Source organism: Lelliottia jeotgali (assembly GCF_977070485.1).
Map to the genome: position 1 here is coordinate 1 of NZ_CDRVFO010000006.1, position 24,224 is coordinate 24,224.

At 62.3% G+C, this 24,224-nt stretch carries 18 protein-coding genes; 7 read left to right on the forward strand and 11 right to left on the reverse strand.

What is annotated here, in order from left to right; all coding sequences use genetic code 11:
* Nucleotides 1-148 precede the first annotated feature (148 nt).
* The 3 genes from ACW4TB_RS10390 to ycaC all read right to left on the reverse strand — a co-directional run bounded on the left by ACW4TB_RS10390 (nt 149) and on the right by ycaC (nt 2,317).
* Nucleotides 149-967 carry an alpha/beta fold hydrolase gene (locus tag ACW4TB_RS10390; protein WP_279930112.1) on the reverse strand — a complete coding sequence of 273 codons (819 nt, stop codon included), beginning with the start codon at nt 965-967 and terminating at the stop codon, nt 149-151.
* A 38-nt stretch (nt 968-1,005) separates the two neighbouring features.
* Nucleotides 1,006-1,572 carry an antibiotic biosynthesis monooxygenase gene (locus tag ACW4TB_RS10395; protein ID WP_012312167.1) on the reverse strand — a complete coding sequence of 189 codons (567 nt, stop codon included), beginning with the start codon at nt 1,570-1,572 and terminating at the stop codon, nt 1,006-1,008.
* A 115-nt stretch (nt 1,573-1,687) separates the two neighbouring features.
* The gene (gene ycaC, locus ACW4TB_RS10400) at nt 1,688-2,317 is read right to left on the reverse strand and encodes an isochorismate family cysteine hydrolase YcaC (RefSeq protein WP_012312166.1); all 630 of its coding nucleotides are present in this window, start codon (nt 2,315-2,317) and stop codon (nt 1,688-1,690) included.
* Between the two features lie 304 nt (nt 2,318-2,621).
* Here ycaC and ACW4TB_RS10405 point away from each other — a divergent pair, with 304 nt between their 5' ends.
* Nucleotides 2,622-4,019, forward strand: coding sequence for a PAAR domain-containing protein (locus ACW4TB_RS10405; protein ID WP_279930118.1), 1,398 nt, complete (start codon nt 2,622-2,624; stop codon nt 4,017-4,019).
* 525 nt (nt 4,020-4,544) lie between these two features.
* Nucleotides 4,545-5,972 carry a mechanosensitive ion channel family protein gene (locus ACW4TB_RS10410; protein ID WP_174141065.1) on the forward strand — a complete coding sequence of 476 codons (1,428 nt, stop codon included), beginning with the start codon at nt 4,545-4,547 and terminating at the stop codon, nt 5,970-5,972.
* 161 nt (nt 5,973-6,133) lie between these two features.
* Here ACW4TB_RS10410 and amaA read toward each other — a convergent pair whose 3' ends face one another.
* Nucleotides 6,134-7,420: an L-pipecolate oxidase gene (gene amaA, locus ACW4TB_RS10415; protein WP_279930122.1), complete on the reverse strand. Its 1,287-nt coding sequence runs from the start codon at nt 7,418-7,420 to the stop codon at nt 6,134-6,136.
* Between the two features lie 141 nt (nt 7,421-7,561).
* Complete coding sequence (gene amaB, locus ACW4TB_RS10420) at nt 7,562-9,052, reverse strand: L-piperidine-6-carboxylate dehydrogenase (protein ID WP_279930124.1); 1,491 nt, start codon at nt 9,050-9,052, stop codon at nt 7,562-7,564.
* A gap of 135 nt (nt 9,053-9,187) precedes the next feature.
* Here amaB and ACW4TB_RS10425 point away from each other — a divergent pair, with 135 nt between their 5' ends.
* Nucleotides 9,188-10,078: a LysR family transcriptional regulator gene (locus tag ACW4TB_RS10425; protein WP_279930125.1), complete on the forward strand. Its 891-nt coding sequence runs from the start codon at nt 9,188-9,190 to the stop codon at nt 10,076-10,078.
* Nucleotides 10,079-10,269: 191 nt separating this feature from the next.
* Nucleotides 10,270-11,664, forward strand: a complete 1,395-nt coding sequence (gene hglS, locus ACW4TB_RS10430; RefSeq protein WP_279930126.1) for a 2-oxoadipate dioxygenase/decarboxylase HglS — start codon at nt 10,270-10,272, stop codon at nt 11,662-11,664.
* A gap of 88 nt (nt 11,665-11,752) precedes the next feature.
* On the opposite strand, the gene ACW4TB_RS10435 is transcribed toward hglS, so the two are convergent.
* Nucleotides 11,753-13,651 (reverse strand): methyl-accepting chemotaxis protein, encoded by a 1,899-nt coding sequence (locus ACW4TB_RS10435; protein ID WP_012312158.1) that lies wholly within the window; start codon nt 13,649-13,651, stop codon nt 11,753-11,755.
* A gap of 218 nt (nt 13,652-13,869) precedes the next feature.
* Nucleotides 13,870-14,796 (reverse strand): LysR substrate-binding domain-containing protein, encoded by a 927-nt coding sequence (locus ACW4TB_RS10440; RefSeq protein ID WP_012312157.1) that lies wholly within the window; start codon nt 14,794-14,796, stop codon nt 13,870-13,872.
* 150 nt (nt 14,797-14,946) lie between these two features.
* On the opposite strand from ACW4TB_RS10440, the gene ACW4TB_RS10445 reads away from it, so the two are divergent.
* Nucleotides 14,947-16,335 (forward strand): NorM family multidrug efflux MATE transporter, encoded by a 1,389-nt coding sequence (locus tag ACW4TB_RS10445; protein ID WP_455828339.1) that lies wholly within the window; start codon nt 14,947-14,949, stop codon nt 16,333-16,335.
* A gap of 76 nt (nt 16,336-16,411) precedes the next feature.
* On the opposite strand, the gene ACW4TB_RS10450 is transcribed toward ACW4TB_RS10445, so the two are convergent.
* On the reverse strand, nt 16,412-18,076 hold the full coding sequence (locus tag ACW4TB_RS10450; protein WP_012312155.1) for a putative bifunctional diguanylate cyclase/phosphodiesterase: 1,665 nt from the start codon (nt 18,074-18,076) through the stop codon (nt 16,412-16,414).
* Nucleotides 18,077-18,373: 297 nt separating this feature from the next.
* Here ACW4TB_RS10450 and rep point away from each other — a divergent pair, with 297 nt between their 5' ends.
* Complete coding sequence (gene rep, locus ACW4TB_RS10455; protein WP_012312154.1) at nt 18,374-20,383, forward strand: DNA helicase Rep; 2,010 nt, start codon at nt 18,374-18,376, stop codon at nt 20,381-20,383.
* A 63-nt stretch (nt 20,384-20,446) separates the two neighbouring features.
* On the forward strand, nt 20,447-21,019 hold the full coding sequence (locus tag ACW4TB_RS10460) for a xanthine phosphoribosyltransferase (RefSeq protein ID WP_012312153.1): 573 nt from the start codon (nt 20,447-20,449) through the stop codon (nt 21,017-21,019).
* Nucleotides 21,020-21,133: 114 nt separating this feature from the next.
* Here ACW4TB_RS10460 and ACW4TB_RS10465 read toward each other — a convergent pair whose 3' ends face one another.
* The 3 genes from ACW4TB_RS10465 to ACW4TB_RS10475 all read right to left on the reverse strand — a co-directional run bounded on the left by ACW4TB_RS10465 (nt 21,134) and on the right by ACW4TB_RS10475 (nt 24,219).
* On the reverse strand, nt 21,134-22,993 hold the full coding sequence (locus ACW4TB_RS10465; RefSeq protein ID WP_279930133.1) for an acetyl-CoA hydrolase/transferase C-terminal domain-containing protein: 1,860 nt from the start codon (nt 22,991-22,993) through the stop codon (nt 21,134-21,136).
* A gap of 118 nt (nt 22,994-23,111) precedes the next feature.
* Nucleotides 23,112-23,534, reverse strand: a complete 423-nt coding sequence (locus ACW4TB_RS10470) for a c-type cytochrome (RefSeq protein WP_012312151.1) — start codon at nt 23,532-23,534, stop codon at nt 23,112-23,114.
* Between the two features lie 136 nt (nt 23,535-23,670).
* Entirely contained in the window at nt 23,671-24,219 is a 549-nt protein-coding gene (locus ACW4TB_RS10475) for a cupin domain-containing protein (protein WP_012312150.1), read from the reverse strand.
* Nucleotides 24,220-24,224: the final 5 nt, after the last annotated feature.

Below are 24,224 nucleotides of genomic sequence, written 5' to 3' on the forward strand. Positions count from 1 at the left end.
CCCTGATGAAGAAGAAGGAGGAATACGTAAGCAGAACGGCCTAAAGACCGTTGTTTTCAACCATAGAATCTCCCACAGGGTGCTGTGTACATCAATCACCGTGGGAGCCGGCTTGCCGGCGATGGGCCGCAACGCGGCCCCCGCTTATTCAGCGGCTCAGGAACGCCAACAGGTCTTCATTGAGCTGCTGCGCATGGGTCACTGCAAACCCGTGCGGCGCCCCGCTGTATACCTTCAGCTCAGCCCCACGAATCAACTCCGCGGCCCGCTTGCCGGTGGTCTCGAACGGTACGATCTGATCGTCGTCACCGTGGATCACCAAGGTCGGCACATCGATCTTGGCCATGTCCGGGCGGAAGTCGGTTTCGGAGAACGCACTCACACAATCCAGCGTGCCCTTGATCGAAGCCATCAGGGCAATGTTCAGAGTCTGCGTCTGCACACCCTGAGACACCTGCTGCCCATGGTTCAGACCATAGAACGGCGTCGCGAAATCGGCGATGAACTGCGCCCGATCCGCCCGCAGTCCAGCCTTGATGCTGTCGAATACCGAGGTGTCGACACCGTCCGGGTTGTCGTCACGCTTGCCGAACACCGGCGTCACCGCGCCCAGCAGCACCAAGCCGGCAACGCGTTCGCTGCCGTGGCGGGCAATGTAGCGGCTGACATCGCCGCCACCCATGGAGAAGCCCACCAGGGTCACGTCGCGCAGGTCGAGGTGCTCGATCAGCTGGGCGATGTCGTCAGCGAACGTGTCGTAGTCATAGCCGTTCCAGGGCTGGCTCGAACGGCCGAAACCACGACGGTCGAAGGCAATGGCGCGGTAGCCGCGGCTAGCCAGGTACTCCATCTGCGAGTCCCACATGTCGGCATCCAACGGCCAGCCATGGCTGAACAACACGGGCTTGCCGCTGCCCCAGTCCTTGTAATAGATCGAAGTGCCATCGCGGGTAACGAGCGTAGTCATGTCGGTATCTCCTTGAAAGTGTCGAGGTCAAAAACTGATCAGCTGCGCAGCCAGTTGGCGCAGCGACGGGTTACCCACGGCATGATGAAAAACACCACGGGCAGGATGACGAACAGGTTGACGATCAGGTTGCCGGTGATCACCCCGCCCAGTTGTGGAAAGCGTGCGAAAAAAGGCGCCAGCAGCTGCGGGATGATCATGGTCATCGGGCAGATCACCAGGTAGGTCAGCAGCGCCTGCTTCCAGCGCGGCGGTTGCGCGGAGGTAGTGCTGGGCGGTGTGAACCAGAACTCCGGGTCTTCGTGCACCTGGGTGTGGTCGCCGCCTTCGAGCAGCGGCAGTACTTCGTTGACCAGCGTCTGGCGCTCGCTGGAGTTGACCCAGGCCTGCAGCAGGCTGGCATCTGCGAAGCGCACCACGGTGGTGAAGTGCAGCCCGCCGTCGTCCGGGCGGATCACATTGACATCAAGGTGCCCCGGCTGACGCCGTGCGGTGCTGACCGTACGCTTGAGCCAAGCCTCGTAGCTGGCCAGCGCCTGGGCGCGGACCTTGTGCTGGATGACCAGGGTCACCACGTTGCGGTTGTCTTGGAGTGCGGTGTTCATCGGCGTTCCTTGGGATGAGCTTGCCCGCATCCACTGTGCAACGGCGGACGGGCGGAGGATTGGATGGGTGTGCTGCCCTGCGCGGGCACCGCTGTCGGTGCCCGGGGCGGTCGGCTTACTTGCCGGCGTTGAAGGCGTTGTAGCTGGTCATCAGGTTGCGGTAATCCGGGATGTGGTTGGAGCACAGCGCGGCCAGGCCTTCGACGTCGTTGCGCCAGTCGCGGTGCAGCTCACATGCCACGCCGAACCAGGTCATCAACTGTGCGCCAGCCTGGCTCATGCGGTCGTGGGCGGCGTCGCGGGTCATGGCATTGAAGGTGCCGGAGGCATCGGTCACCACGAACACCTCGAACTCTTCTTCCAGTGCCGACAGCGCCGGGAACGCCACACACACCTCGGTCACTACACCGGCGATGATCAGCTGCTTCTTGCCGGTGGCCTTCACTGCCTTGACGAAGTCTTCGTTGTCCCAGGCGTTGATCTGGCCAGGGCGGGCGATGTACGGGGCGTCCGGGAACAGTGCTTTGAGTTCTGGTACCAACGGGCCGTTAGGGCCTTGTTCGAAGCTGGTGGTGAGGATGGTCGGCAGGTTGAAGAACTTGGCCAGGTCAGCCAGGGCCAGCACGTTGTTCTTGAACGCATCCGGCTCGATGTCGCGGACCAGGGACAGCAGACCAGCCTGGTGGTCGACCAGCAGAACAGCGGCGTCGTCTTTGTTCAGGCGGTTGTATTTGAAGTTGGTCATGGTCGTGCTCCTAAGGGTTTTGATGTTCAGTAAGTTGGGTGTTTCGCGTTGATGGGAGAAGATTAAAACCATCACCTTTGGAGCGGTAGATAGTGGTTTTTGGCTTTAGCGTTCTATTTTATGAACGATGATCTAGCCGTGGATTTGCCGGCACATTGAAGACGGGCAAGCTCTCGCAGGACTCCCCGAGAGCCGAAGCCGGAGAGTTTTCTCTAGTTTGCGTAGGACGTTTCCCAAAGCATCTTCAAGTGACCTCAAGGCCTATTGCGGGGTGCTAGCTTCCAGGTTTGCCTAGGACCTGGATATGAGTCGCATCAAGATGAATGGCAGAGGCCAAGCACTGGAGGGTGATCGCACCACGACGGGCGCTACCTGCCTTGCCAGCATCGGCAGCTTCCGCGTTGGTGGTCGCCGGGTACTGCGCGAAGGCGACGTGACTACCCCTTGTCCGGCCTGCGACAAGAGCGGCACCATCGTGGAAGGGATGCCAGGGTTCGTGGTTGCTGGCCGGCTGGCCGCAATGGATGGAGCTCGAGTAGCCTGCGGTTGTCCGGATGGATGCCGGGTAATCGCGCCCTTGGGGGATTCCTCCCCGTCCAAGCCAACATCCGTGGCCAGGTCTGCTGAAGCAAGCCCAACACCACATGAAGCGGATTCACTGCCTACTCGCTTCAGACGAAATGTTGCAAGCTCCCCGGTGGATACCTTAGAGCCAGGTTTCTTCATCGTCCCGCGCTGCATGACCTACCAGGAAGTCCTGGTTGAACTCGGCGCTCCGCAGGCCAATCTGCCGCGCTCCCTCCTGGAGCGCCTGAATCCTACCTATCAACAGGGTTTCAAAGCGGGCGAACTATTCATCATTGGCGACGGCCTCAGCCGACCGGTCTGTACGCGCGAAGAGCTGCATGCGATGAGCGCGGCGAAACAGGCGCGGGAGGCGTTGGCAAGCCTGACGCCGGAAGAGGCGGATTTCATGGTGCGGCATCAGGCTGAAATTGCAGGATGGCTCAGTGAAGTGAGCCTCTCAGTCGGAGTGAGCGAAGCGATGATGGCAAAGTCGTTGAGTGACATAAACCACATCTTGCGAAAGATCGAAGAATTGCATCAGCAACAATTTGCCAAACACGGGCACCTGCGCAGTCGTGAGTTTTTCGCTGAACGTATGAAACTTCTCAAGCAATTAGATACGACCCTGAAAGCGACTGTTCTGAATAAGCGCCTGAACCTTGGCAACTATGAAAGACTGCGTCGGGACTTGGGCATCTCATCAAAAAGCCTGGTTCATCATTGGAGCAAAGCAGGGATACCTGGCCAGATCCCCGGATATTCAACACACCTGGATAAATTGGCGAGCATTTCCAAGTATTTGAAGGCAGGGGGACATATAGGCGTTGCTATTGGAGGTGTTGGCTCGATAGTGAAAGTTTCCGATGTATGCCGAGCGGGCGATGCCAGGGCCTGCGAAAAAGTCAAAGTCACTGAGGCAGGGAATTTTTCCGGCGGTTTAGCCGGGGGCTGGGCTGGAGGCCAGGCGGGAATTAGAGCTGCTTTAAAAGTTTGCTGGAGAGTCGGACATCCTAAAGGCGTATTCATATGCGGCATAGCCATGACCGGAGCTGGAGCTTACTACGGCAGCACTAAAGGGATGAAGTATGGCGAGGAACTTGCGGACCTGATCTTCGAGACTTTCCACGATGACTGACACACTCGACGTCAACGTTAGGCTCTTTTTACTGGCATCTCCATTCTGTCTCGGCTTGATCGGGCTTTCATTAGACCTCTATATTGCTTGCGGCCGGGACTTCAAAGTAATGACTTCAGCACTTCAAAGGAGTGATTGTCTACCCTTTGCGAAAGGCCTATGTGGACAGCAAGGCTTAAAATCCAGAGTTCTCATCGTCTCCGCGATATCGAGCGAACTCATGTTCCCTAACGCCAGAATTCGCCGAGGATCACTAGATGCTCAGGACTATCTAGAGTTCCCCAAAGGCCTGAGAACAAGGATGGTCATCGCCGCTTGGTTTAATATAGTTGGCTTCACTTGGCTGATTGTAAATGGCTTCATCCTGTAACCTGTATAAATTGGGAGTGAAAAATATCGAGAACAAGGCAAGCCGTTGTCGAGATCGGTCAACGGCCTGGCACTTCGAACCGAGATCGCCCCATTGCCTGCCACCTCAACCTGCTCTATTACTACGCACAACTCTCCTCACCCCCCGAGACATCCATGCTGGCGTTCATCCAGTCGTCCCCGTTGTTGCTCGGCACAATCCTGATCCTGCTCGACCTCGTGCTCTGGCAACTGATCCCCCCACAGCGCCGGGCCTGGCGCATCGGCACGCGGTTGTTGACGTTCGTGCTGTTCAGCTGGGTACTGGTGGCCGCCGGCATGAGCCCGCTGCAGCCGCCGCCCTGGGTCGACGATGTGTCGCGCAACCTGATGGCCACGGTACTGGCGATCGGCTGGTGGCTGTTTGGCGCGCGTACGGTGACGGTGGTGTTCGGCCTGCTGCTGGTGGCGCGCGGCAGCCATGGCGGGCGGTTGCTGCAGGATGTGCTGGGGGCGTTGATCTTCCTCGCGGCCGTGGTGGCCGCTGCGGGCTATGTGATGCAGCTGCCGGTGAAGGGCCTGTTGGCCACCTCGGGGGTCATGGCCATCGTCATCGGCCTGGCGCTGCAAAGCACCTTGGCCGACGTGTTCAGTGGCATCGTGTTGAATACCACGCGGCCCTACCAGATCGGCGACTCGATCTCCATCGACGGTACCGAAGGCAAGGTGCTGGACATCGACTGGCGAGCAACGCGCCTGCTCACCGGCTCAGGCAGCCTGGCGGTGATCCCCAACTCGGTGGCGGCCAAGGCCAAGTTGCTCAACCACAGCCGCCCGGCCGATGTGCATGGGGTGTCGGTCAGTGTGGTGGTGCCGGCCAAAGTGCGGCCTAAACGGGTGTTCGATGCGCTGGAAAAGGCGTTGCAGGGCACCAGCGCCATTCTTGCCTCACCCAAGCCGAAGGTGACGGTGAAGGTCTCCACCCTGGAGTCGGTGGAATACGAAGCCAGCGGCTTTGTCGCCGACATGGGCGGCAAGACCGAGGCGCGCAACCAGCTGTTTGACCTTGCACATCGGCACCTGGAGGCCAGTGGCGTGATGTGGAACGTTGACCTGGCCATGCCGCCGCGCAGCCGTCAGCGTGAAGTGCTGGACGAGGTACGGGTGTTCCGTTCGCTGACTGACGAGGAGCGCGATGCCTTGAGCCAGCGCATGACTGCCGTCGAATACCTGGCAGATCAAGTGATTCTGGGCGTTGGCGAGCATTCCGATCACTTGCTGGTGATCGGTAGCGGCGTGGTTTCGGCGGCGATACGCGATGGCGACAAGTTGCTGGAAGCCGGGCGCATGGGGCCGGGGGAAGTGCTGGGGATCGAGGGCATCATCGATGAGGATGACTCGTTTGCCGAATTCCGTACCCTGACCAGCTGCGTGCTGTATCGCATCGAAAAGGAGCAGGTGCGTAGCTGCCTGGTACAGCGCGGCGAGGTGCAGACGGCGTTGACCAAATTGCAACGGTTCCGGCGGCAGAGCCGGGAGTCTTTGTTGCTGCAGAAGCCGACCTTGATCAAGAAAGGTGGCTTCCTCAGCTGGTTGCACAGATAAACTGATTTCCCGCACGGCCTTATTTGTAGGAGCGGCCTTGCGTCGCGAAAGGGCTGCATAGCAGCCCGGGCAATTGCTGCAGCGCCGCTGAATACCTGGGGCCGCTGCGCGCCCCTTTCGCGACGCAAGGCCGCTCCTACAGTCAGTGTCGTGGGACAACCTTACAGCACTACCCGCAAACACTGCCCCGCGTGGTACAGGGAGAACCCGGACTCGTAGAACGCCGTGCGCAACGACGGCGCACTCACCCCGGTCATCGGCGAGAACGGGATCGGCAGGCTGTCCGCCTCACCTTTGAGCAGAAACTCGGCGAACGCCCGACCAATCACGGTGCCCGTGGTATTGCCCCGCCCGTTGTAGCCCGTCACCGCGACCAACCCGGGCGCCGGCTCGAACAGGCGCATCAGGTGGTCGGGGGTGAAGTCGATGCAGCCGGTCCAGTGCATCTCCCACTCGACCTTGCCCAGCTCCGGGTAGTAATGGCTCTGTATACGGTCAGCCCAGCTGCGCACGAACCATGCAGGCTTGTTGTCGACCCGTCCAAGGCTGCCGAGCAGCAGGCGGCCTTGATCGTCGCGGCGGATGCTGCTGAGCACCGTGCGGGTGTCCCACGAACCCTGGCCATGGGGCAGGACCTTGTCGGCTGCAGCGCCGTGCAGCGGTTTGGAGGCCACCTGATAGTAGTAACCGCGGAAAAACTGCTTCTGCAGGTTGCTCCAGTCGCCCTCGGTGTACGCGCCGGTGGAGATCACTACCTTGTCGGCGCGCACCGAACCGCGTGCAGTCTTGACCCGCCAGGCATCGCCGTCGCGCTCCAGGCCTTCGACGGCCGATTGCTGGAACAGTTTGCCTCCCAGGCGCGCAACCGCAGCGGCCAGGCCCTGTGTGTAACCCATGGGGTTGATGGTGCCGGCGCGGCGGTCTAGCAGCGCGGCGGAAATCTTGTCAGTGCCGCAGTATTCCTGGCACTGGGCGCCAGTCAGCAACTCCACATCGGCACCGCGACGGCGCCACTGTTCATGGCGTGCTTCGAGGTCAGCGATGCCGGTGGCGTTGTGCGCCATGTGCAGGGTGCCTTTGTGCTGTGCCTGGCAGTCGATGCCAAGGCGCTCGATCATGGCGAACACTTCGCCAGGGGCCTCACCGAGCACCTTGTTCAGGCGGCTGCCCCGCTTCTGGCCCAAAGTCGCCTCGACATCGTCTGGGCGGATCCAGGTGCCGGCATTGACCAAGCCAACGTTGCGCCCGGAGCCGCCGTGGCCGATCTTCCAGGCCTCCAGCAGGATCACCGACTTGCCCTGTTCGAGCAGGTGGATGGCCGCCGACAGGCCGGTAATGCCGCCGCCGATGACGCAGACGTCGGCCTTGTGCTCACCGGCCAGGGCCTGGGCGGCGACGGTCGGTTGGCTGACGTGTTCCCACAAGCATTGTTGACGCAGTTCGGACATGGCCGGCTCCAGCGATATTGTTCTTGTTGGGGCTGCTGCGCAGCCCTGTCGCCGGCAAGCCGGCTCCCACAAGGATCGCACCGAACCCTGTGGGAGCCGGCTTGCCGGCGAACCGGGGGCAAAGCCCCCGGCCATGCAGCATCAGTCGAACACGATACCCTGCGCCAGCGGCAGCTCGCGCGAGTAGTTCACGGTGTTGGTCTGGCGACGCATGTAGCCTTTCCAGGCATCGGAACCCGACTCACGACCACCGCCGGTTTCCTTCTCGCCACCGAACGCACCGCCGATCTCGGCACCGCTGGTGCCGATGTTGACGTTGGCGATGCCGCAGTCGCTACCCGAGGCGCTCTGGAAGCGCTCGGCCTCACGGATGTCAGTGGTGAAGATGCACGACGACAGGCCTTGTGGCACTTCGTTATTCAAGCGCAGGGCCTCTTCGAAGTCATCGTAGGCCAGCACGTAGAGGATCGGCGCGAAGGTTTCATGGCGAACCACGTCGCTCTGCGCAGGCATCTCGGCGATGGCCGGCGAAACGTAGTAGGCGTTCGGGAACTGGTCGGCCAGCTGACGCTCACCACCGAATACCTGGCCACCCTCGTCGCGGGCCTTGGCCAGCGCGCCCTGCATGGCATCGAACGACAGCTTGTCGATCAGCGGGCCCACCAGGTTGTCTTTGCGTGGGTCACCGATGCGCACTTTGCCGTAAGCCGCTTTGATGCGGGCAACCACTTCGTCCTTGATCGAGCGGTGCACGATAAGGCGGCGCAGGGTGGTGCAGCGCTGGCCGGCGGTGCCAACAGCGGAGAACAAGATGCCACGCACGGCCAGGTCCAGGTCGGCGCTCGGCGCAAGGATCATGGCGTTATTGCCGCCCAGTTCCAGGATGCTGCGGCCGAAACGGGCAGCAACGCGCGGGCCGACTTCACGGCCCATGCGGGTGCTGCCAGTAGCGCTGACCAGCGGCACGCGCGGGTCATCCACCAGGGCTTCGCCGGCTTCGCGGCCACCGATGACCAGTTGCGCCAGGCCAGCCGGGGCATCGCCAAAGGCTTTGAGGGCTTTTTCGAACAGCGCCTGGCATGCCAGCGCGGTCAGCGGGGTCTTCTCGGAAGGCTTCCACACCACCGAGTTACCGGCCACCAGGGCCAGCGCGGTGTTCCAGGCCCATACGGCAACCGGGAAGTTGAAGGCGCTGATCACGCCGACCACGCCCAGCGGGTGCCAGCTTTCACGCATGTGGTGGCCAGGGCGCTCGGACGCGATGGTCAGGCCGTACAGCTGACGTGACAGGCCAACGGCGAAATCGCAGATGTCGATCATTTCCTGGACTTCCCCCAGGCCTTCCTGAGTGATCTTGCCAGCTTCGATAGACACCAGTTCGCCCAGGTCGGCCTTGTGTTCACGCAGCACTTCACCAAACAGGCGCACCAGTTCGCCACGGCGCGGGGCCGGCACGCTGCGCCAGGCTTCGAAGGCACTCTGCGCCTGGTCGATGCAGGCGGTGGTCTCGGCCTTGCCAAGCAGTTTCACCGAGGCGATCTGGCTACCGTCGATCGGGGTGTGAACAGGGTAGTCGCCCTGGGTGTAAGCCGTGGCGGCAACGCCAAGGCGCTCGAGCAATCCAGCAACCATTGTGCTTCTCCTACATCGGGTGATGGGGTGGAAAAATGATGTGGATCAGTATTAATCCGATCACACCAGTGCAACAAACGACCTTTATTCCGCATATCATTCCGTCAGGTAATGATTTGAGCCGCAGAGACCGCTATGTCCAAACGCCTGGTGCCTTCCATGACCGCCCTGCAGTGCTTCGAAGCTGCAGCCCGCCATTTGAGTTTTACCCGTGCCGCCGAAGAGCTGCACCTGACCCAAAGCGCGGTCAGCAAGCAGGTCGCACAGCTCGAAGAGATGCTGCGCCACCACCTGTTCCTGCGTATCCGCCGGCGCTTGCAATTGACCCCCGCCGGCAGCCTGTACCTGGCCGAGGTCAACAAGATCCTCACGCAGGTGGACATGTCCAGCCGCTATGTCCTGACCTATGGCGAGCAGACCGAGATATTGAAGGTAGCCACTCAACCGAGTTTTGGCGTGCGCTGGTTGATCCCGCACCTCAAGGGCTTCGGCAAGCGCCACACGAACATCCACCTGGACATCCGTAACGAGATGGAGCCGTTTGCCTTGCTGCAGGGCTCGGCGGATGTGGTGTTTTTCTATGGGCAAGGCACCTGGCCGGGGGCGACCTGCGTGGAGCTGTTCCGTGAGGAAGTGGTGCCGGTGTGTGCGCCGGAGCTGCTGGCCGGGCGCACGCTGGGCGATGCTGCAGAACTGGCCGACCTGGTGCTGCTGCAAAGCACTTCGCGGCCCGAAGCCTGGCACGAGTGGTTCCTGGAGCTGGGGCTGCACAGCGTCAGCGCCTACCACGGGCCGCGGTTCGATACCTTCTACATGGCGCTAAGTGCGGCGCAAGCGGGTTGTGGGGTAGCGCTGGTGCCGCGTTACCTGGCGGCCAAGGAACTGGCGGAAGGGAGCCTGGTGGTGCCGTGGAACCATGCGATGCGCAGTGCCGGGGCGCATTACCTGGCGTATGCCGAGCATGCGGCGGAGGTGCCCAAGGTGCGGGCATTGGTGGAATGGATTCATGAGCAGCTTCAGGCTTGAGATTGCCGGGGCCGCTTTGCGGCCCATTCGCGACACAAGGCCGCTCCTACAAACAGCAGGAGCGGCCTTGTGTCGCGACTGGCCCTGAAGATCGATCAAAAAAGGAATGACACAGCCACTTTTTTTCGCTTGTGGCCATAGTGCATTCCCAGCTTTCATGTAAGCGTCCGAACCCAACCAGGAAGCTAGCGATGCCCGCCCACGATTTCGTCAGCCCCGACAGCATCCGCGCGCAGTTCTCTGCCGCCATGTCGCTCATGTACAAACAGGAAGTGCCGCTGTATGGCACGCTGCTGGAGCTGGTGAGCGAAATCAACCAGCAGGTCATGGCCCAGCAGCCTGAGGTGGCCCAGGCCCTGCGCTGGACCGGCGAGGTCGAGCGCCTGGACCAGGAGCGCCACGGCGCCATCCGCGTCGGCACAGCACAAGAGCTGGCCACCATCGCCCGGTTGTTCGCGGTCATGGGCATGCAGCCGGTCGGGTATTACGACCTCAGCAGCGCCGGCGTGCCTGTGCACTCCACTGCGTTTCGCGCAGTACACGAACAGGCCCTGCACATCAGCCCGTTCCGCGTATTCACCTCGCTGCTGCGCCTGGAACTGATCGACAATCCCGCACTGCGTGAGTTGGCAGAGACCCTCCTGGCCAAGCGCAAGATCTTCACCGCCCGCGCCCTTGAGCTGATCACCCAGTGCGAGCGCGATGGCGGCCTGAACGCGGCCGACGCCGAGGCATTCGTGCAGCAAGCCCTGCATACATTCCGCTGGCACCAGGATGCCACGGTCACCGCCGAGCAATACCAGCAGTTGCACGACCAGCACCGCCTGATCGCTGACGTGGTGGCATTCAAGGGCCCGCACATCAATCACCTGACCCCGCGCACCCTGGACATCGATGCGATCCAGTTGGGTATGCCGGCCAAGGGTATCCCGCCCAAAGCCGTTGTCGAAGGCCCGCCCACTCGCCGCCACCCGATCCTGCTGCGCCAGACCAGCTTCAAGGCACTGCAGGAAAAGGTTGCGTTCAGTGACCAGCACGGTAGCGAAGGCAGCCACACCGCACGTTTCGGCGAGATCGAGCAACGCGGTGCGGCACTCACGCCCAAAGGCCGGCAGCTGTATGACAAGCTGCTCGACGCTACCCGTGCAGCCTTGGGCGGTGCACCGGCGGAGGCCAATGCCGAGCGCTACATGGCACTGCTAAAAGAGCAGTTTGCCGAGTTCCCGGATGACCTGGCACAGATGCGTGAGCAAGGGCTGGCGTACTTCCGCTATTTCGCTACCGAGAAGGGCTTGGCCGCACGCGAGCAGGCTGACCGCCCGACGACTCTGGAGGGCTTGATCGAGGCTGGCCATGTGCACTTCGAGGCGCTGGTCTACGAGGACTTCCTGCCGGTGAGTGCGGCGGGGATCTTCCAGTCCAACCTGGGTGACGATGCCCAGGCGGAGTATGGCAGCAACGCCAACCGCGAGGCCTTCGAGGCGGCGTTGGGGCTGCCGGTGCAGGATGAGCTGGCGTTGTATGCGCAGAGTGAGAAACGCTCGTTGCAGGCTTGTGCGCAGGCTTTGAACCTGAGGCTGGGGTAAGGGTGAGGATTGTTGGGGGCGCTTTGCGCCCCTTTCGCGACACGAGGCCGCTCCTACGGGGGGGGTTGTAGCAGCGGCCCCAGGGGTTTCAACGAAACCGATCGACTTCCTGGCGCAACTGCGCCGCCAGCCCTTCCAGCTCCTTGGCGGTAAAGGCCAGCTCATTGGCCACGTCACGCTGTTCGCTGTTGGCCTGGGCAATGCTCTGCAGGTTGCGGCTGAGCACGGTTGCCGTGCTGCTTTGTTCCTGGGTGGCAGTGCTGATCACGGTAAACTGCTCACCCGCGACGCGGCTTTGCTCGTCAATACGCGCAAGCGACTCGGCCACCTTGTCGTTGCGTGCCAGGCCTTCCTGCATCAACTGATTGCCCTGTTCCAGGGTGCTGATGGCATGGCCGGTCTGCTGCTGGATACTGGCGATCATCCCGGAGATTTCATCGGTCGCTTGACGCGTACGCGCTGCCAGGCCACGTACCTCGTCAGCCACTACGGCAAATCCACGGCCCTGCTCCCCCGCGCGCGCTGCTTCGATGGCCGCGTTGAGCGCCAGCAGGTTGGTCTGTTCGGCAATGGCGGTAATCACCCCGACAATGCCGCCGATTTCCTGCGAGCGTGCACCCAATGTGTCCATCACGGTTGCAGTGCCACCTAATGCCTCGGCGATCTGGCGCAACGAACTGGACGCTTCGTCCATCGCGCTGCGGCCAATCCGGGTTTGCTGGGCGTTGTCACGGGCCATACGCTCGGTGCCCGCCATGTTGTCGGCGATGTTCATCGACGTGGCGCTGAACTCCTCCACCGCGCCGGCCATGCTGGTGATTTCGCCGGACTGCTGGTCCATGCCTTCACAGGCACCGGCCGACAGGCCAGAGAGCGAGCGGGCGCGGCTACTGACCTGCTCAGAGGCCCCACGAATGTGTTCAACCATGGTCGCCAAGGCTTCGCCCATCTTGTTGAAGCTGCGTGCCAGCTGGCCGATCTCGTCATGGCTGGTCACGGCCAGGCGGGCGCTCAGGTCGCCTGCGCCCAGCGCCTCGGCCTGGCGCACCAGGTCATCTAGCGGGCGCAACTTGCGGCGCAGCAGCCACAGCGTGGCGGCCACTGCCAGCAACATCGCCAGCAAACTGCCGATGGCCAGGCGCAAGCCAACATCCCAGGTCACCGCGCGGATTTCTTCCAAGGGCATGCTGGCGACTACCGTCCAGGGGCCTTCGGCAAAGGGCGCAGAAGCGCTGTACAGCGGCTGGTCGGCATTGGCCGGGGGCACCAGCCATTTGCCCTGCTCGTCGCGCAAGGCCAGCGAACCGGTATCGCCAATACGGAAGCGCTTGAGGTTGGCGAACTGCGCGTTCTGCGCGTCGGTATAGTCGAAGCCAACGAACAGCACCGCGATCACCCGGCCGCTGCCATCGGTCACCGGCACATAACGGGTCATGTAATTGCGCTCGAACAGCAGGGCACGGCCAACGTAGGTCTGCCCAGCCATCAGTTTCGCGTAGGCCGGGTGCTGGCGGTCGAGCTGGGTGCCGATGGCCCGGCTGCCATCCTGCTTCTTCAGGTTGGTGCTGATGCGTACAAAGTCGTCGCCGCTGCGCACGAACAGGGTCGCTACACCTGCGGTCATCTGCTGAAATTCATCGACCTGCTGGAAGTCGTTGTTGAGCAGGTGATCCCCCAGGTACAGCGCCGGCGTGGCCTGGCCGGCCACCTGGACGGTTTCGCCGGCATGCAGCGACAGCCCCGAAGCGAAGCGACGCTCGAACAGGCCGCTCAGGCGCTGGGTGTTGTCCTTGAGCGAACCGTGGAAGGTTTCAAGCTGATCGGCCAACAGTCGCGCTTCACTGGCCAAGTGTTCCTGGCGCGTGATGAGGTTGGCGTCGTCCAGGGAACGCAGGGCGAACAGAGTACTGCCGGTGATCACCAGCGCCAGCACGATGGCGAGGGCGATACCCAGCTGCGAGGCGATTCGGGCACGCGGTTGAGACATGGGAAGCTCCTGGCAGGCGGCCCGGATCATCCTGATCCCCCCGACCGACCGCTGTTGTCAACGGAGAATCGCGCCCTCTTCCGGGACGCTGGTGCAACTTAATCGGCGTCGCCAGCGAATACTTGAGTGTCGGACCGGGATATTCGCAAACGTTTTCTTCGCCTGCACCGCCACACCTGTAGGAGCCGGCTTGCCGGCGATAAGGCCAGTGCAGGCAATCAAATAGCCGGCAGGATCTGCACAGCCGGCAAATTCACCGCCGCCGCCTCTTCCTGCAGAAACACGCTCAACCGCCGCAACCGCTCACCACCCGGCCGGGTCCGCGGCCACACCAGGTAATAATCCATGCCGCTGGGCACCGCCGTCGGCCATGGCAGGCTCAAACGACCATGAGCGACATCCTCGGCGACCATCAGCAGGTCACCCATGGATATCCCGTAACCACGCGCCGCCGCGATCATCCCCAGTTCCAGCGTGTCGAACACCTGCCCACCCTTGAGTGAAACAGTGTCTGCCAGCCCCATGCGCTCCAGCCATTCGCGCCAGTCACGCTTGTCGGGGGTCGGGTGCAACAGTTCGATCCCGGCCAGCCGGCGTTCGTCCAAAGGGCCTTCATTGAGCAGCTCGGGTGCGCCCACCGGGATCAGTAGCTCGGAAAACAGCCGGCGCACCTCCCAGTCCGGCGGAAAAACGCCGTCACTGAGCAATACCGCGCAGTCGAAGGGTTCCTGGTTGAAGTCCACGTGGTCGACATCCATCCAGGCGCTGGTCAATTGCACTTCGTTGCCCGGCTGCAAGTGCCGGAACTGGCTCAGGCGCGCCAGCAGCCAGCGCATGGTCAGTGTCGACGGCGCCTTCATGCGCAGTATGTCGTCCTCACCGCGCAAGGTGTCGCATGCGCGCTCCAGCGCGGCAAAGCCCTCACGCACGCCGGGCAGCAGCACCCGTGCGGCCTCGGTCAATTGCAGGCTGCGGCCGCTGCGGATGAACAGGCGGCAGGCAAAGTGCTCTTCCAGGGTGCGGATGTGTCGGCTGACCGCACTCTGGGTGATCGACAGTTCCTGGCCGGCACGGGTGAACGAGCTGAGCCGCGCGGCGGCTTCGAATGCGCGCAGCGCATACAGCGCAGGCAGCTGACGGGACATATGGCACCTGCTTACGGGGGCAGAGAAGGAATGCGTAGAATCATATATGCATGAGTTCAACTCATGCCAATCATCGTTTTTATCCTTTTGTGCAAAGTTGACCGAAGCCTCAGAATCGTCCCTCGCTCACAGAGTCAGAAGGACCATCCCATGCACGTTGCGCCCACCACAGAACTCAAGGCTTTGCTGCGCCTGGCCGGGCCGCTGGTTGCCTCGCAGTTGGCGCACATGCTGATGGTGCTGACCGACACCTTGATGATGGCCCGCATCAGCCCTCAGGCGTTGGCCGGCGGCGGGCTGGGAGCGGCGAGCTATTCGTTCGTTTCGATCTTCTGCCTGGGGGTAATCGCCGCGGTCGGCACCTTGGTGGCGATCCGCAAGGGTGTCAATGACATCGTGGGCGCCACCCGGCTGGCGCAAAACGGTTTGTGGCTGGCCTGGGGGCTGGCGCTGCTGGCCGCACTGGCGCTGTGGAACCTGAAACCGGTGTTGCTGCTGTTCGGCCAACAGCCTGAAAACGTTGCTGCGGCCACCGAGTTCCTTACCCTGTTGCCACTGGCGTTGCCGGGCTACCTGACTTTCATGGCCCTGCGCGGCTTCACCAGCGCCTTGGGCCGCTCGACCCCGGTGATGGTCATCAGCCTGGTCGGCACGGTGCTCAACTACCTGTTCAACGTCGCGCTGATCGAAGGCATGTTTGGCCTGCCCAAGCTTGGCCTGATGGGCATCGGCCTGGTCACCGCCGTGGTGTCGATGGGCATGGCCATCGCGCTGGCCTTATACATCCGCTGGCACCCGGCTTACGCCGCCTATCCGCTGCGCAAGGGCCTGTCGCGTCCTTCGCTGCCGGCCTTGCGCGAGCTGTGGCGCCTGGGCTTGCCGATCGGGGGCACCTACATGGTGGAGGTCGGCCTGTTCGCCTTTGCCGCCCTGTGCATGGGTGTGCTTGGCAGCACCGAGCTTGCGGCCCACCAGATTGCCCTGCAGATCGTTTCGACCGCGTTCATGGTGCCGACCGGGCTCTCGTATGCGGTGACCATGCGGGTAGGGCTGTATTACGGTGCCGGCAACCTGCTGGCGGCGCGCAGCGCCGGGCGGGTCGGTATCAGCTTTGGCGCGCTGATCATGTTCGCCTTCGCGGCACTGTTCTGGCTGCGCCCGGAGATGCTGGTGAGCCTGTTCATCGATGGCAATGATCCGGCGTTTGCAGCGATCTACCAGTTGGCAGTGAGCTTGCTGATGGTGGCGGCCTGGTTCGAGCTGTTCGATGGCGTGCAGACCATTGCCATGGGCTCGATCCGTGGGTTGAAGGATGCCAAGACCACCTTCCTGATAGGGCTTTGCTGCTACTGGCTGGTCGGAGCGCCGAGTGCGTGGTTGCTGACCTTCAACCTGGGTGGCGGCGCGGTCGGTGTGTGGTGGGGGCTGGCGTTGGGGCTGGCGTGTGCTTCGGTGGCGCTGACCCTGGCCTTTGAATGGCGGATGAAGCGGATGCTGGGGAAAGCAGGGGTGACTGCAAAAGCGGTGATACCTGCATGATTGCCGGGGCTGTCTTGCACTGCTTGCAGGAGCGGCCTTGCGTCGCGAAAGGAGGGCAAAGCCCTCCCCTACAGCCTCAAAGACTCACCACCTGAGGCGGGACGCTTCCCGACAGATATTCCACCAGCTCATCCACCGGCAGTGGCTTGCTGACCAGAAACCCCTGCACCTGGTCACAGCCAAACTCGCGTAGCAGGGCCATCTGCTCAGGGCTCTCAACGCCCTCGGCCACCACCTCGAGGTTGAGGTTGTGCGCCAGGTTGATCATCGCGTGCACCAGCTTGCGGTTTTCCTCGCGCATCTCCATTTCGGCGACAAAGCTGCGATCGACCTTCAGCAAGGTGATCGGCAGGCTGTTCAGGTGCACGAAGGATGAGAAGCCGGTTCCGAAGTCGTCGAGCGAGAAGCGCACGCCCAGGCGCCCCAGGGCATCCATGGTCTGGCGGACCAGCTCATTGCGGCGCATCACCGCCGTCTCGGTCAGCTCGAACTCCAGCCAGCGGGCATCGACGCCATGCTCGATGATCAGCCGGCTCAGGGTGGCCAGCAGCTGGCTGTCCTGGAACTGGCGAAAGCTCAGGTTGACCGCCATGTGCAGTGGTGCCAGGCCGCTCTCGCGCAAGGCCTGCATGTCACGCAGGGCACGGGATATAACCCAGTAGCCCAACGGTACGATCAGCCCGCTCTGCTCGGCCAGCGGCACGAACTCGCTCGGCGGCAACAGGCCGCGCTCGGCATGACGCCAGCGCACCAGCGCCTCAAGGCCGACGATGCTGCCATCGGCCAGGTTCAGTCGCGGCTGGTAGTGCAGCTCCAGTTCATCACGGCGCAGGGCCCTGCGCAGTTCGCCTTCCAGGTCGGCGAGGCTGCGGGCGTTGCGGTTGATCCGCTCATTGAACACATGAAAGGTACAGCCCTGGCTGCTCTTGGCCTGGCGCATGGCGATGTGCGCATGCCACATCAATGGGTCGGCGCCACTTTGCGCGCGGGCGTGGGCCAGGCCCAGGCTGCAGCCAAGCAACAGGCTTTCGCCGTCGATCCAATAAGGCTCGGCGAGGGCTTCGACGATGCGTTCGGCGATGCGCTCGGCGCGGCCGGTGTCGCGACGGGTGTCGATCAGCAGGGCAAATTCATCACTGCCCAGGCGCGCCAGCTGGTCGCCGGCCTCCAGTTGCTGCTTCAGGCGTGACACCACCTGCAGGATCAGCCGGTCGCCACCCTGGTGGCCGAGAGCATCGTTGACGTGACGAAAGTTGTCCAGGTCCAGGTGCCCAAGGGCCACCCCGCGCCCGTCGTTCTCCGCCAGCCGTGCCGTCAGCAGGGCCTGAAAACCCTGGCGGTTGGCGATGCCGGTCAGCGGGTCCTGCTCGGCCAGGCGCTGCAAGGTGGCCACCAGCACGCCACGTTCGCGCACGTGGCGCAACGAACGGCGAAGCGCATCGGCATTGAGCTGGCTGCGCACCAGCCAGTCGCTGACGCCTGTGGGTGGGGCCACCGGCTCATCGTCAAGCAACAGGATAGTTGGCAGCTCGCAGCGCCCCGGCGCGGGTTGCAGGGCCTGGGTCGCCAGGATGACGGCCTGGCGGTCTTGGCTGAAAAGGCTGTCGACTGCAGCCCAGTTGGGCGCAGTCAGCAGTACCGCTGCACCGTTCAGCGGCAGCAGGCATTCGCGCAACAAGGCGGCCCATTCCGGCTCATCAGCCAACAACAGCAAACGCAAAGGTTCGACAGGCGTGGACAAGCGGGCTCCTTAAAGCGGGGACGGTGGCACGAGGGAGGCCGGGTATGCTACTGGATAAATGAAAATGATTTTCACTTTTAGACATATCCTTGCCCACAGCGCGTCCCGACACATTTTGACGTGCATCCTGCTCGAAAGTGGATAAACCAGCAAATACGATTTTTTCCATGAATAGCATGAGCCTGACTAATGCTATGCGCGATACAAAGTCTGACTCAGACGTCAGACGGTCGCGCCACAATGGCCCCATGCCTGTTAGAATGCGCGGCTATTTTCTGGCGACCCCCGGTTTCTAGCATGTCCCGACTCAATCCCAGGCAACAGGAAGCCCGTGACTACGTCGGCGGCCCTCTTTTGGTGCTCGCCGGTGCAGGCTCCGGCAAGACCAGCGTGATTACGCGCAAGATTGCCCACCTGATCCAGAACTGCGGCATCCGTGCCCAGTACATCGTCGCGATGACCTTCACCAACAAGGCCGCGCGCGAGATGAAGGAACGGGTCGCCACCCTGCTGCGCCCGGGGGAAGGCCGGGGCCTGACGGTATGTACCTTCCACAACCTGGGCCTGAACATCATCCGCAAGGAGCACGACAAGCTGGGCTACAAGCCGGGCTTTTCGATCTTCGACGAATCCGACATCAAGGCGCTGCTGTCGGACATCATGCAGAAAGAATATTCCGGCGACGACGGCATCGACGAGATCAAGAACATGATCGGTGCCTGGAAGAACGACCTGATCCTGCCCGCCGAAGCCCTGGAAAAAGCGCGCAACCCGCGCGAGCAGACCGCCGCCATTGTCTATACCCACTACCAGCGCACGCTCAAGGCGTTCAACGCGGTGGACTTCGACGACCTGATCCTGCAGCCGGTCAAGCTGTTCCAGGAGCACCCCGAAGTGCTGGAGCGCTGGCAGAACCGCGTGCGCTACCTGCTGGTGGACGAATACCAGGACACCAACGCCAGCCAGTACCTGCTGGTGAAAATGCTGATCGGCATGCGCAACCAGTTCACAGTAGTGGGTGACGATGACCAGTCGATCTACGCCTGGCGTGGTGCGCGCCCCGAGAACCTGATGCTGCTCAAGGAAGATTACCCTTCCCTGAAAATCGTCATGCTCGAACAGAACTACCGCTCCACCAGCCGCATCCTGCGCTGCGCCAACGTGCTGATCGCCAACAATCCGCATGCGTTCGAGAAGCAGCTGTGGAGCGAGATGGGCGTGGGCGACGAAATCCGTGTGATCCGCTGCAAGAACGAGGAAGCCGAGGCCGAGCGTGTGGCCATGGAAATCCTCACCTTGCACCTGCGCACCAACCGCCCTTACAGCGACTTCGCCATCCTCTACCGCGGCAACTACCAGGCCAAGCTGATCGAGCTGAAACTGCAGCATCACCAGGTACCGTATCGCCTGTCGGGCGGCAACAGCTTCTTCGGCCGTCAGGAGGTCAAGGACCTGATGGCCTACCTGCGCTTGCTGGTGAACCCGGACGACGATAACGCCTACCTGCGGGTGATCAACGTACCGCGCCGCGAGATCGGCTCGACCACCCTGGAAAAGCTCGGCAACTACGCCACCGAACGGGGCGTCTCGATGTATGCCGCCAGCGAGGAGCTGGGCCTGGGCGAGCATCTGGACGCGCGTTATACCGAGCGTCTGCAGCGTTTCAAGCACTGGCTCGACGGCGTGCGCCACAAAGTCGCCCTGGAAGACCCGATTGCCGCGCTGCACGAGATGATCCGCGACATCGACTACGAAAACTGGATCCGCCAGCAGACGGCCAGCGACAAGGCTGCGGAATTTCGCATCAGCAACGTCTGGTTCCTGGTCGAAGCGCTGAAGAACACCCTCGAGAAGGACGAAGAGGGTGACATGACCATCGAGGACGCCATCGGCAAGCTGGTGCTGCGCGACATGCTCGAGCGCCAGCAGGAAGAGGAAGAAAACGCCGAGGGGGTGCAAATGATGACCCTGCACGCGTCCAAAGGCCTGGAATTCCCTTACGTGTTCATCATGGGCATGGAGGAGGAAATCCTCCCCCACCGCTCGAGCATCGAAGCCGACACCATCGAAGAGGAACGCCGCCTGGCCTACGTGGGCATTACCCGCGCCCGCCAGACCCTGGCCTTCACCTTCGCTGCCAAACGCAAGCAGTACGGCGAAATCATCGACTGCACGCCCAGCCGGTTCCTCGACGAACTGCCGCCGGACGACCTGGCCTGGGAAGGCCTGGACGATGCGCCAGTGGAAGTCAAAGCCGCGCGTGGCAACAACGCACTGGCCGATATCCGGGCAATGCTCAAACGCTGATCAACCATTACTCTTTAACTCTGCCGCTCTTTGCGGCCACCTTTGCTACATCGGAGATACACAGTGGAAGCACTGCAGCAGAAGATTCGCGACGAAGGCATCGTGCTTTCCGATCAGGTTCTCAAAGTCGATGCGTTTCTCAATCACCAGATCGACCCTGCGCTGATGCAGCTGATCGGTGACGAGTTCGCCCGCCTTTACGCCGATGCCGGTGTGACCAAGATCGTCACCATCGAAGCCTCGGGTATTGCGCCGGCGGTGATGACTGGCCTGAAGCTGGGCGTTCCGGTGATCTTCGCGCGCAAGCATCAGTCCCTGACCCTGACCGAGAACCTGCTGACTGCCTCGGTGTATTCCTTCACCAAGCAGACCGAGAACACCGTGGCGATCTCGCCGCGCCACCTCAACAGCAGCGATCGCGTACTGGTGATCGATGACTTCCTGGCCAACGGCAAAGCCTCGCAGGCACTGATCTCGATCATCAAGCAGGCCGGTGCCACCGTGGCCGGCCTGGGTATCGTCATCGAGAAGTCGTTCCAGGGTGGCCGTGCAGAGCTGGACGGCCAGGGTTATCGCGTAGAATCGCTGGCCCGGGTAAAGTCGCTGGAAGGTGGTGTGGTCAGCTTCATCGAGTGACGGCCATTGGGGCCGCTATGCGGCCCTTCGCGACGCAAGGCCGCTCCTACAGGACCGCCGAGCTTCTGTAGGAGCGGCCTTGTGTCGCGATGGGCTGCAAAGCAGCGCCGGCAATCACCGCGTCGCCGCCAATCCTGCCAATAGCAACCGCTGATACAGCTCTTCTTTGAGCCCTCGTGGCTCATCCAGTTGCATGCGCGCCAACTGCGCCGCATACCCCTCCGGCCCCGGTGCATCCAGCGCTGCCTTGCCCAGCTCCAGCACCTCGCTCAACCTGAACTTGCTTTTGAGCCAGCTCAAAGCCCGCAACAAGTCCCGTTCCTCGGCCGTGAAATCAGTCCCCAACGGATACTCCGGGAACAGCCGCGAATGCCGCGCCCTGATTTGCTCAAGTCGCTCAGGCGTGTTGTCGGTAAACCGCGCATCCAGCTGAAAGTCTTTTGCGAGCTTGCCGGCCTGCTTGGCCTGCTCGATCAGATCGCCCTGGAACCTCGAATCACTGATCGCCAGCAGCCGTGCGATCACTTCGCTGTCAGTCTGCCCACGCAAATCGGCGATGCCGTACTCGGTCACGACGATGTCGCGCAAGTGCCGGGGGATGGTGCAATGGCCGTAGGCCCAGAGCAGGTTTGAGCTGACCTCGCCGCCGGCCTCGCGCCAACTGCGCAGCAACAGGATGGATCGCCCGCCCTCCAGCGCGTGCCCCTGTGCGACGAAGTTGTATTGCCCGCCCACGCCGCTGAGCACGCGGCCATCCTCCAGCTGGTCGGCTACCCCCGCGCCGAGCAGCGTCATGGTGAACACTGTGTTTATGAAGCGGGCATCACGCCGCTGGCGGCGCTTCAGTTCTTCCTGGCCATACAGCTCGTTGATGAAGCTGATGCGCGTCATGGCAAACTGAGCGCGCTGCTCCAGCGGCATCTCCCGCAAGCGCTGATAGAACGCCTGCGGGCCGAGGAAGAAGCCGCCGTGAACCAGTACGCCTTGCTCGTCAGCAGGGCGCCGCACCACCCCGGCTTCGGCGAGAGCCAGCAGGCCGTTGACGAACATCTCACTGCAACCGTAGAGGCCTTGGCCGAAAGCATCGAGCCCCCCTTCCCGCTCGATCAGGGTTTGCCACGGCCCTACATCCAGCTCGCCCATCAGTGCTCGGTAACCAGAATTGTCGCCTTGGCGCGCCAGCAACGCAGCGGCCACGGCATCACCCATGGCGCCGATGCCGATCTGCAGGGTGCCGCCATCGCACACCAGGGTACTGGCGTGCAGGCCGATGCAATGGTCCTGGGTGGTAACCGGCATGTTCGGGGTGGAGAACAGCCGACGTTGTTCCACCTGATCGATCAGCAGGTCGAACGCCTCCATGCCCAACTCCGAATCGCCGGGCATGTAGGGCAGCTCGGCATGCACCTGTCCGAGCATGAGGATGGTTTCACCGGCCTCGCGGCGCTTGGCGATCATCGGCAGCAGGTCGAGGGTGATGTCGGGGTTGCAGGCCAGGCTCAAGTGCACTGGCCTTTCCGGTGTGGCGGCTACCAGTTGCGCGATCAGGTTAAGACCCTTGGCGTTGATGTCGCGGGCTGCATGGCTGTAGTTGCTGCTGACGTACTCCTGCTGCGCGCAATCACTGTGCAACAGGCCGCCGGGCTGCATGAAAAACTGCTCGACGCGGATGTTCGGCGGCAGTTGGTCGTTGCGCAGGTCGGCGAGATAGGTGAGCTCCTGATAATCGGCGAACACACGTTCGATGAAGGGCTCGAGGAAGCGCCGTTGCAGGCCGTCGCCCAAAGGTGGGCGGCCAAGCGACAAGGCCGTGTAGATCGTCAAGCGGCGCTCTGGCAGGTCACGCACCCGGGCGTACAACGCATTGACGAAGGCATTGGGTTTGCCAAGACCCAGCGGCAGGCCCATGTGGATATGCGCGGGTAGGCGTGACAAGACCTGCTCGACTGCCTGGTCGATGGAGCAGAGGTGCATCTTGGCCTCCTGAATCTTCCGTGGGTTCAGGGGTTGGACATGAACCGGCGCGGGTTCGTTGCCTGCGCAAAGACAAAGCCCGCCATGGAAGGCGGGCTATTGGCAATTCAACCCAGGCTCAAAGCCCGGACATTTTCTGGATGGCCGCTTTGAGGTCATCATCCGAGCAATCGGCGCAGGTGCCCTTGGGGGGCATGGCGTTGATCCCGGTGATGGCCTTGGCCAGGATGCCGTCAAGGCCGCCCTGGTGATCGGCGCGCTCTTTCCACGCAGCGGTGTCGCCAATTTTCGGCGCGCCGAGCAGGCCGCTGCCATGGCAGGCGTTGCAATGCTTGGCGATGATTTCATCCGGTGTCTTGGCACCGCCACCGCCAGCCGAAGCGGCCACCTCCATGCCCTTGCATTCCTGGCCCTGGACGCACACTTGGCCAACCGGCTCCAGGCGTTTGGCAATGTCATCGTTGGTCGCAGCGGTTGCGCTCATTGCCCAAAGGGCGAATACGGCTGCTGGTACGGCCAGCATCTTCTTGATTTGGTTCACGCGAACACCCTCATGGTGGCTAATCACGCCCGCGGCCACGGTAATGCGAGCGTTGAAAAGTATAGCGGGAACCCGGAAGCCGTGAAACGACCCTACTCGGGAAAGGGGTATTGCCGAATCAATGCACTGCGCTGGATCAAAAGTTCGACGGCGTTGCAGCGCTGATCAGCCGGGCCGGCTCATCGAAAGGGTTGCGGAAACGGTGCGGGCGGGTGCTCTCGAAATAGTAGCTGTCACCTTCTTCGAGGACGAAGGTCTCGGTGCCAACCACCAGTTCCAGGCGGCCTTCAAGGAGGATGCCGGTCTCTTCGCCATCGTGGGTGAGCATCTCCGCTCCGGTGTCGGCACCCGGCGGATAGACCTCGGTAAGGAAGGCAATGGCACGGTTGGGATGCGACTTGCCCACCAGCTTCATGGTCACCGCACCGTCGGAAATGTCGATCAGTTCATGGGCCTTGTACACAATCTGGGCGTGGCTTTCCGCTTCCAGTTCCACGGAGAAAAACTCGACCATGGACATTGGAATGCCGCTTAGCACCTTGCGCAGCGAGCTGATAGAGGGGCTCACACTGTTCTTCTCGATCATCGAGATGGTGCTGTTGGTCACGCCCGCACGCTTGGCGAGTTCACGCTGGGACAGGCCCTTGAGCTTGCGGATGGCTTGCAGTCGTTCGCCGACGTCCAAAGCTG